A 2,625-nucleotide genomic window follows, 5' to 3' on the forward strand; every position below is an offset into this window, starting at 1 on the left:
ATTGACCCTCGTGATGCCCGGATTGCGTACCGTCGTCGTGGCATGACGGGCGTTGCCGCTTTTGTCCCGCCACTGTGTGACGCTGCTCCCGCTCATGGATAGCGTCGACAGGTCTGCCCCGTCCAGCCACAACGATGGCAGCACCTGCGCAGGCGTCCAGAGCCGCCCCTGCAACCGCGCCTCATCAACGAGCGAGACACCCCGAGGCATTTAAGTGACATCCTCGTTGAAATTGGTGACGTAAATCTCGTTGCCACTTGACGCAAGCGCGACGCCAGCGTTGTTGATGACCGAAAACCACAGCGAGAACGGGTACAGGCGCACCATCGGGATATTGACGATCTTCGCCGACGCGCCCGAGGTCAGTGCCATCGTGTAAAGGTCGCCACCGACCGCCGCGTCCCCGATGTCGGTGCCATCGCTCGCAGTAACTCGAAGCGTGATGCTGCCCCCCGTCGATGGCGTTATGCTGCCGAGCTTGATCGTGACGAAGCCGTACAGGTTGCGGTTTGTGCTGTTGTCGTAGGTGACGCGGCTGGACTCGGAACCATTAGCGAGAGAATTTAGCGAAGTGCCGGCAAGGTTGCTGGAGCGCGAAGAAACGCTAGACCACTTTGCGACCGCCATAGATTAGATCCTAAGAATGCGGTTTGCGCCGTTATTCCACGCCGCAGTAATGTCGCCACCGTTCGGCGTGATCGGCAGGTTGCTGTTGCTGTACCCGACTTCGTACACGGCCTCTGCGCTCGCCGCACTGCCGAGCGCGGAAACGGTAATCGACCGCGCGCCGGCATTCGCGGCGGACGACAGCGTGATGGCGGCGGGGCCGGTGCCGCTGATAAGCGAGGCTACTGCGCCGTTTGCGATCCCGAGCTGTAGCGCGTCGACCGTGACAGCCACTGCGCCGCTGGAGGCGGTGGCGGCCACAGTGAACCTGAACCGACCGTCGAGAATGGCGATTACCCGCTGGGCAGTGGCAGCAACGTCTGCACCGCCAGTCACTGCGCTGGACTGGAACAGCAGGATGGCAGGGATTGCAGCGCCGGCGGCAACCGCAGTCCAGGTGACATCGTTGGCGTCGAGCACGCCGTCTGCAAAGGAAACACCGCCAAGCGCGCTGCTGGTAGATACGAGGGTGCCGCCTGCGCCGGTGATGTCGCTGACAAACGTGTGCGCAGCGTTGTAGGTGTAGCCGCGCAGCAGCGCAGCCTTGAGGACGGCGGTGTCGAGATCGATCAAGCCAGTGCCGAGGCCCTGCCTGCCGTTAGCGGTAAATTGATCCATATGGCCTCGCGAAAGTAAATGGTGCTTGCAAAAGATTAGTGCCGTTGATGCGCTCGCGACTGGCAAGGCTACTTGGCGGAACCGCCGCGCTTGCGAGCCTTTGTCGACTCTGCCGACGTGTCCTGTTCCTCTCCGACCGCAGGCGCAACAGCAGCGGCCGGCAGCACGCGCTCGGCGACTTTCAACTCGTCAACAAAATGCTCCGCATGCGCAGCGGAGCACGTGAGCAGATCACCATCAGCCAGCGTGCCGAAAGTGGTGCTGAACACGGTGGTTTTGAACTTGATTCGCTGCATACGTTGCTCCATCTGCGCTGATGCGGATGGCCGATTAGGCCGGGGTCAGGTCGCCGCCACGAATAGCCGCCGGGCGCTCGATGGCAAGCGCCAGGCGGCGCTCGGCGCGAATGGTGACGAGGTTGGTGGTGAAGTTGCTCGCGTCTTCTTCGCTGAGCGCCACCGCAACGCCTTCACGGGTGTAGATCGTGGCAGCCATGTCGAGCGCGGCGACCAGGAACGTGTCGGCGGTGACAGCGTTGGTCGGGATGACCGGGATACCCCAGATGGCCGCCGGCGCGGAGCCGCTGGGGTTGCCGAGCAGGTACCGGGCCTGCGAGTCCTTGAGCGCCTCCATCACCGCCCAGTCGACGGGGTTGAGAAGGATGGCGTTAGGCGGGTAATCGGCAGCCAGCAGGTCACCAATCACGCGGCGGATCAAATCGAACCGCTGCGCGTTGGAGACCCACGCGGTCATGTTGGCGGCGGTGTAGCCGTGCGGCGTGAAGTTGCCAGTGTTGAAAATGCCGGACAGGTTGGCACCGCTGCCGTTGCCGTTGATTAGCTGGTTCTCGACTCGCAGATCGACGCCGTAGCGCATGCGCGTGTTAATGTACGCGGCCACAGCAGGCGCGTCAGCCGCAAGTTGACGGCTGATGCGAGTCCAGTGCGCGATGGTGCGCACGGGCGCGGTCTGCAAGTTGAACGTGATATCGGTCTCAGGCTTGGCGCTGTTTTCCGCCGTCTCCGCCGCGTTGTTGACAAACGTGGCTTCCCGAGTGAACTCGACAGCGTTGCTGGTTGTCGGCAGCGCGTTCATGGCGGACTCGACCAGGAACCTGCGAAACGCGCCGCTGGTGACGCCAGGACGGCGGTCGGGTGCGACCGTAGCGTCGCTGCCGACGGTGGTGTTCTTCAGTTCAATGCGCACGGTGCGCACCTGGCCGCCGACAAACGCTTTGTATTGCTCTGTCGACGTGAACTCGAACCCCATGCTCTGTACGACTTTCTCCTCTCCGCGCGGCGCGCCTTGCTTTTGCTCGAGCATCAGCAATCGGTCAGCGAT

5 protein-coding genes are annotated in these 2,625 nt (G+C 62.8%); all 5 read right to left on the reverse strand.

Annotation, left to right across the window (positions count from 1 at the left end; all coding sequences use genetic code 11):
- The coding region (locus ACOVRJ_RS06920; protein WP_422043151.1) for a hypothetical protein at positions 1 to 210 on the reverse strand (210 nt) is incomplete at its 3' end.
- Positions 211 to 627, reverse strand: a complete 417-nt coding sequence (locus tag ACOVRJ_RS06925; protein WP_422043152.1) for a hypothetical protein — start codon at positions 625 to 627, stop codon at positions 211 to 213.
- A gap of 3 nt (positions 628 to 630) precedes the next feature.
- The gene (locus tag ACOVRJ_RS06930) at positions 631 to 1,284 is read right to left on the reverse strand and encodes a hypothetical protein (RefSeq protein WP_422043153.1); all 654 of its coding nucleotides are present in this window, start codon (positions 1,282 to 1,284) and stop codon (positions 631 to 633) included.
- 68 nt (positions 1,285 to 1,352) lie between these two features.
- Complete coding sequence (locus ACOVRJ_RS06935; RefSeq protein WP_422043154.1) at positions 1,353 to 1,580, reverse strand: hypothetical protein; 228 nt, start codon at positions 1,578 to 1,580, stop codon at positions 1,353 to 1,355.
- A 34-nt stretch (positions 1,581 to 1,614) separates the two neighbouring features.
- On the reverse strand, positions 1,615 to 2,625 hold a 1,011-nt coding region (locus tag ACOVRJ_RS06940), incomplete at its 5' end, for a phage major capsid protein (protein ID WP_422043155.1).

Origin of the sequence: Roseateles sp. (assembly GCF_049240545.1) — a bacterium.
Classification (GTDB): domain Bacteria; phylum Pseudomonadota; class Gammaproteobacteria; order Burkholderiales; family Burkholderiaceae_C; genus Paucibacter_A.

What these genes read in the sequence shown, in the direction of transcription:
- ACOVRJ_RS06930 (WP_422043153.1), bottom strand. Translation starts at nt 1,284, where the DNA reads ATGGATCAATTTACCGCTAACGGCAGGCAGGGCCTCGGCACTGGCTTG.
- ACOVRJ_RS06935 (WP_422043154.1), bottom strand. Translation starts at nt 1,580, where the DNA reads ATGCAGCGAATCAAGTTCAAAACCACCGTGTTCAGCACCACTTTCGGC.
- ACOVRJ_RS06925 (WP_422043152.1), bottom strand. Translation starts at nt 627, where the DNA reads ATGGCGGTCGCAAAGTGGTCTAGCGTTTCTTCGCGCTCCAGCAACCTT.